Here is a 6,205-nt window from a genome sequence, read left to right on the forward strand (position 1 = left end):
ATATCGAACTCACGTTAATTATTAAAACTTATGCTTTAATCTAAATCTTCAATTTCAAGAGCTATTTTAGATTACCCAACAAAGAGACTGAAGCAAGCATTAATACATTAGGTGTTAGTTTTTATTACAACGAGAAAAAATAGAAAAAAATAGCTGTAGATTGTTTATAATGTGAATGCTAATGAGGTCGGCGCAACAAACTCCATGACGACTCCTGTCACAGGGTGTTGAAAGCTCAAACGATGGGCATGTAACTGCAAACGTTTGGCCATAGTCAATGCAGGTTCCGGCGCATAAAAGCGATCACCAAGCAGAGGGTGACCCATTTCTTTCATATGCATACGTAATTGGTGAGAACGCCCCGTCACTGGCATGAGTTGTACATAGGTATAGTCCTGCTGGCGCGCCAGCACTTGCCAATGTGTAATCGCTTCTTTGCCTTGCTCAAAGCATACTTTTTGCTTCGGGCGGTTCGGCCAATCTTTAATTAAAGGTAACTCTACCGTACCCGTATCTTGTTCAATCTGACCATAGGCCAATGCCAAATAACACTTAGCCACTTCACGCTCGCGAAATTGCCGATTCATTTCTCGATGACTGGCAGCCGTTAAGGCCATCACCATCACCCCTGAGGTATCACAATCCAAACGGTGAACAACACGGGCACCAGGCAAAACCGACTGCACGCGTGTGGCCATACTATCCCAACGCTCAGCTAATACACCCGGTACAGAGAGCAAACCACTCGGCTTATCCACCACAATAATCTCATCATCACGATATAATATTTTCAAAAACTCACTCATACACGCATCACACTCAATTAATCTTTATCATACTAGCTTTTTCTTTCTAGCAATCTCTACCGCAAGCACAATGCCCGGAGCAACGGCTTCTCCAAGTGTTTGGTTTTTTAATAAGGCCTCAAAGTCTGCTAAAGATTGGGCAGATACCATATCTGCACGCTCTTCTAAACTGCGCTCAGGATTAAGCCCCGTTAACATCAATGCTGGCGCTTCTAATAACACCTGCTGCATTAATGCCAAACTATTCATCGCGCAACTCCCACTGCCAAGCATGCTCAATCATCGTAGATAAATCAGCAAATTTCGGCAGCCAAGCTAAGTCTTTCACAGCTAAGCTCGCATCAGCGATTAGTCGAGCCGGGTCACCCAGGCGACGCGGAGCATCAACCACCTTAATCTTCTTACCTGTCACTTGAATCGCTACATCAATCACCTGCTGTACTGAAAAGCCTTGACCATTGCCGAGGTTATAGCGTGCACTTTGACCGGTTTTCATCATTTTTTCTAAAGCCAGTAAATGCGCTGCACATAAATCACTGACATGAATATAGTCACGTAAACAGGTGCCATCTGGTGTGTCATAGTCACGGCCAAAGACAGCAATGCTCTCACGCTTGCCGGCTGCCACCTGTAAAATTAATGGAATCAAATGCGTTTCAGGGTCATGACATTCACCCGTGCGCCCTTCCGGGTCCGCACCGGCAGCATTAAAATAACGCAAGCAGGTTGATTTTAAACCATACGCGACATCATAATCAGCGAGAATCTGCTCAAGTATCCATTTAGTCCGGCCATACGGATTAACCGGTGCTTTCTGGTGATGAACATCAATTGGGCTATATTGCGGCTCGCCATAGACCGCAGCAGTGGATGAGAAGATAAAATTAAATATTGCAAACTCACGCATCACATCCAATAAGCTCAATGTTTTAACTACATTATTATCATAATATATGGCCGGTTTTTCGACAGACTCACCGACTTGAATAAATGCAGCGAAATGCATAACTGCATCAAATTGATAGCGCTGGAATAACTGGCGCAATAAGGCTTTATCACCCAGGTCACCCTGAACCAACTCACAGCCTTTAATCGCTGCAATAACTTCTTTATGGCCTGAAGATAGATCATCTAAAACAACAGTATGAATACCTGCTTGCTGTAAACACAGCACCATATGAGAGCCTATATATCCTGCACCACCGACAACTAAAACTGACTTCATTATTTTTCCCAAGTCTTATCACATACACTTCACACACACTTAAAATCAAGGCTATCATACCGAAGAACCACATCAATTGCAGCTTATTACAATGCTTGCCAGTAATAAACACACTAATCAAAACAACGTATCAAGACTTCAAGCAGATTTTAACTAAGATTAAAGCAAAGCCAACCATTCCCCGATAATTTAGTTTATTTAAAGGCAACCTCAGTGACACGCTTAACAAGAACATTATTTTCACTTTTTATTCTCATACTGATAGCACTGCTCTCAACTTCACTGTCCTATTCAGCTGAAAGTATTAAGAACACTGAAAAAATTGAAAAATTAGACATTTATACCGAAATATTTCCTCCCTATAACTATATTATCTATCCAAATAAAAAAGACCCAGCAAGCGCGCAATTAACAGGTTATGCTGTGGATTTGCTCAATGCCGTATTTAAGCGCATTAACGCACCACAGACGATCAGTAACATCAAAATTACTTCCTGGGCAACAGCCTATGCGCTGATACAAGAGCCTAAGGTTAAAAACATGCTATTTTCGATGACAAAAACAAAAGAGCGCCTAGCACTATTCAAATGGGTCGGCCCAATTACTGATCACTCCATCGTTTTATTTACTAAAAAAAATTCGAAAATCAACATATTTAGCAAAACAGACTTAAGCAACTATCGCTATGCAGCCATTCGCAATGATATTGGAGCTCTCTTACTTGCGAATGAAAATATTTTATCGCAACAAATCAAGCAATATCAAAGCTTTGAGCATATAATTAACGCAATCAATACCAACCAAGCAGAAATTTTTGCTTATTCTAAACAAGGCGCGCTCTACCTGATGCGCCAACATAAAGTTAACCCTGAAGACTACAAAATTATTTACATCCTAAAACGTAGCCCACTTTATTATGCATTTAACCTCTCGGTGAGTGATACCACGATCAGCATTTATCAACAAGGCTTAGATAAGGCTAAAAAAGATAAAACCTTTATAGATCAGTTAAAGCAAAAATATTTTCAATAACTCCTCAGATCTCCTCTGTTATACTGCCCTTGCAACCCAAGCATCATGGCTCATTAATTGACCTATTTACTATATTAAGTTTACCTCTATAAGTTCCATCAATCTTGCTTTTTATGACTATGCTTATAGTTAGGCTTCATACCAAAGCAAGGGTTGTCCTGTGAAAAATAAGTTAAGTCTTGGTTTATCCGTACGAGCTAAAATTATCGCCAATTCATTGATTATGATGATAATGCTTGTATTAATTGTCATCACCTCACTTTATTCTTTAAGCCTGATTGGTAAAGAGATTAAATCCATTGCTGATGAAGACCTGCCTTTAACAAATGCTCTAATTATTGCTGCTGAGCATCAATTCGAACAGGCCATTCTTTATGAGAAAGTATTGAGATTACGTGCATTATCAAAAGATGCTCAAAGTACAATCAATCACTTTAATGAAGAAGATCAGAAAGTCACTCAATCAATTGATAAAACAACGACCTTATTAAATAAAATATTAAAAGTGAGCCACAGTGAAGAAGCAACACAGCAGTTTAATCAGCTTAAAGAAAGACTACTGACTGTTAAAAAGATACACAAAGACTACAAAAAGCACGCAGATCAAGTTTTTTCTGGCCTTGAAAGTGGCTATACCACTAGCGTAGAACCATTAATTGAGAAAACCATCCACGAAGAAGAGCTATTAAAAAGCACCTTAAAAAAACTCGTCCATAAAATTGAAAAATTCACTGAAAAAGCCAGCCACACCGCAGCAAAGCATGATCAAGAAGCATTTACTATCATTGGTATTCTGTCTATTATCGCCATTGTCATCAGCATTCTTATTAGCTGGTTAGTGTCTCGCGATATTTTAAAACGCTTATCCGCAACCGTTCATGATGTTGGAGTTGTCGCCTCTGGTGATTTAACCAGTGAGATAATGGTTCAAGGTAAAGATGAAATTAGCCAAGTACAAATCTCAATCAAAAAAATGCAAGCACAATTTATTAAAACAGTCTCCGCATTAGATGCATCAACAAAACAACTCGGTGGCATGGTGCAAGAAATGTCTGAGGTCATGGCCACAACGGATCAGAATATTTCCAAACAAAAAGCCGATACTGAACAAGTTGCAACAACGATGAATAAAATGACCCACTCGGTTAAAACCGTGACCGACTCCACTGACGCGGCATCAGAAGAGATAAAAGCAGTGACTAACCAAACAACCAAAGGTCGAGCAACCGTAGGTGAAACAGTCGATAAAGTCAAAGAGCTTTCTGATCAGGTAGAAAGCGCTGCGCAAGCGATTACTGAAATGGATGAAGCCAGTCATAATATCAACTCAGTCCTTGAATCAATTAAATCCATTGCAGAACAAACCAACTTATTAGCACTGAATGCGGCCATTGAGTCCGCACGAGCCGGTGAACAAGGCCGTGGTTTTGCTGTCGTCGCTGATGAGGTGCGTAAACTTGCCGGTCAAACGCAAGAGTCCACGATGGAAATTCATGGCATTATGGATAATTTTCAATCTGGCTCACATAAAACAGTAAAAATAATGAATCAAAGCCAAGAGCTCACCAAAGCCGTTGTTGAGCAAGTATCACTCGCTGACTCCTCATTAGAAGAAATTGAAATCGCTGTGAAAAAAATCAATGAAATGAGTACAGACATCTCCAATGCCGTTCAAGAGCAAAACACCGTACTTAAAGAAATGAATGATAAAACATCACAAATTCGTACGGCCTCTGAGCTTGGTGATGCCAGTGTTGAGAAAACCGCTGAATTTAAAGACGGTCTGAGCGATATATCATCAACACTAAAAGGTCTAGTCGGCTCGTTTAGAGTAAGAGCTTAAAATTACTTTACCAGGGCCTTCTTTGTGGAGGTCTTCGGTGGTGGTGGCGCTGGTGCTCTGGCCGCTTTTTATCAAATGAAGGGTCAGGCGTTCCTTTAAAACAGTTTAAAATATAGGGAAATGTTGCCGTAATATAATAACCATACACACCATTAACCGTCATGCCATTGCATTCATCTAAATCGCCTGAATTTTTCATATAAATATAATCATCACGAAAACGACCATCATACTGACCACCTGGATTACCCGCACCACTTGGCCGTGACCCAGTGCGCAGCTGATAACTGGATGTTACCGGACGAACGTTACCATGATCATCAATCAATGAACCAAAAATAGGAAAGCCATCGGCAGCAAAACCAATCACCGGGGAAGGTGCATGACCGTGCTCTGAAAAAAGCGCACTCGGTGCAGCATGATAATGATAGGTACCATCTGGCTGTGCATGCGCATGATGGCTATCGGTTGCAAACATGCTCAAGCGATAAATAGGATCATAACGCCAGGGCTGGTTCATGTTATTACAACCTATCCGCCCATCACCAACACCATAGCAACCGGCTGCTAACACATCGACTTTAACCCCATTTAGGAAAATCGCATTATCCTGACGCAATGATAAAGGCGTAGTGTGTGCTGCAACCATTGGCGATTGTGTGATTTGATACACCTGATATTGTGGTTTTACATCATTTGGCAAGCTTGCTTTACCATCATTATACGTATGATTAGGAATTGCATTGCTAGTAAAAACACACTTATCATCCAAGGTACTAATTGTTAAATACGCGGTATAATGTTGGTGATTATGATCATCTTCAGCAATCGCGTGATATTGCCCAACATAGTCTACACAGTGATTACTACGCTTGGTTAATGTCATATTAGTAATATCCTGCCCTGCCTGTGCAGTCACCTGATAAGCAGCCGCGTGTGATTCAGCATTTAACTTGTGAGACGGTGAAGTACAAGTGACAACAGCAATGGTCATAAAACCTAATAGGCTAATTCTTGTAACCTGATGCATATTTTAGTGACCTTCCTTAATTTTTATTTTATTTTCAACTTAATCTAACTGATATCTGATATCCAACTTATATTTATCAATAAAGTCAGTTTACAGCACACATAATATCACCTATAAAAAAATCCGAAGCAAGCGTACTCACTGTGCTACAGTATAAATAAAAGACTACTCTAAAAATTTATTAATGTAGCTAGAGCAATGATAGAAAAAACAATATTGCTTAATATCGCCGTTATTTGTGGTGGCTCATCTCGTAAGCGTCGCTACCT

Annotated in this window: 6 protein-coding genes; 2 read left to right on the forward strand and 4 right to left on the reverse strand. The window is 40.2% G+C overall.

The genetic code is table 11. The features are described 5' to 3' along the window. Window positions 1–164: 164 nt before the first annotated feature. The 3 genes from C200_RS13075 to galE are packed head-to-tail and all read right to left on the reverse strand — an operon-like array spanning window position 165 to window position 2,031. A complete protein-coding gene (locus C200_RS13075; protein ID WP_016211346.1) occupies window positions 165–806 on the reverse strand; it encodes an RluA family pseudouridine synthase in 642 nt (213 codons plus the stop codon). Window positions 807–833: 27 nt separating this feature from the next. Further along, the gene (locus tag C200_RS13080; protein WP_016211340.1) at window positions 834–1,055 is read right to left on the reverse strand and encodes a hypothetical protein; all 222 of its coding nucleotides are present in this window, start codon (window positions 1,053–1,055) and stop codon (window positions 834–836) included. Further along, window positions 1,048–2,031 (reverse strand): UDP-glucose 4-epimerase GalE, encoded by a 984-nt coding sequence (galE, locus tag C200_RS13085; protein WP_016211347.1) that lies wholly within the window; start codon window positions 2,029–2,031, stop codon window positions 1,048–1,050. The genes C200_RS13080 and galE overlap by 8 nt, the downstream gene beginning before the upstream one ends. Window positions 2,032–2,244: 213 nt before the next feature. Between galE and C200_RS13090 the strand changes: the two genes are divergently transcribed. Further along, window positions 2,245–3,063 carry a substrate-binding periplasmic protein gene (locus tag C200_RS13090; RefSeq protein WP_016211344.1) on the forward strand — a complete coding sequence of 273 codons (819 nt, stop codon included), beginning with the start codon at window positions 2,245–2,247 and terminating at the stop codon, window positions 3,061–3,063. Window positions 3,064–3,223: 160 nt separating this feature from the next. Continuing rightward, on the forward strand, window positions 3,224–4,906 hold the full coding sequence (locus C200_RS13095) for a methyl-accepting chemotaxis protein (RefSeq protein WP_016211342.1): 1,683 nt from the start codon (window positions 3,224–3,226) through the stop codon (window positions 4,904–4,906). 7 nt (window positions 4,907–4,913) lie between these two features. On the opposite strand, the gene C200_RS13100 is transcribed toward C200_RS13095, so the two are convergent. Continuing rightward, window positions 4,914–5,936 (reverse strand): YHYH protein, encoded by a 1,023-nt coding sequence (locus C200_RS13100; protein ID WP_016211343.1) that lies wholly within the window; start codon window positions 5,934–5,936, stop codon window positions 4,914–4,916. Between the last annotated feature and the right edge of the window lie 269 nt (window positions 5,937–6,205).

The organism is Piscirickettsia salmonis LF-89 = ATCC VR-1361 (assembly GCF_000297215.2).
GTDB lineage: Bacteria > Pseudomonadota > Gammaproteobacteria > Piscirickettsiales > Piscirickettsiaceae > Piscirickettsia > Piscirickettsia salmonis.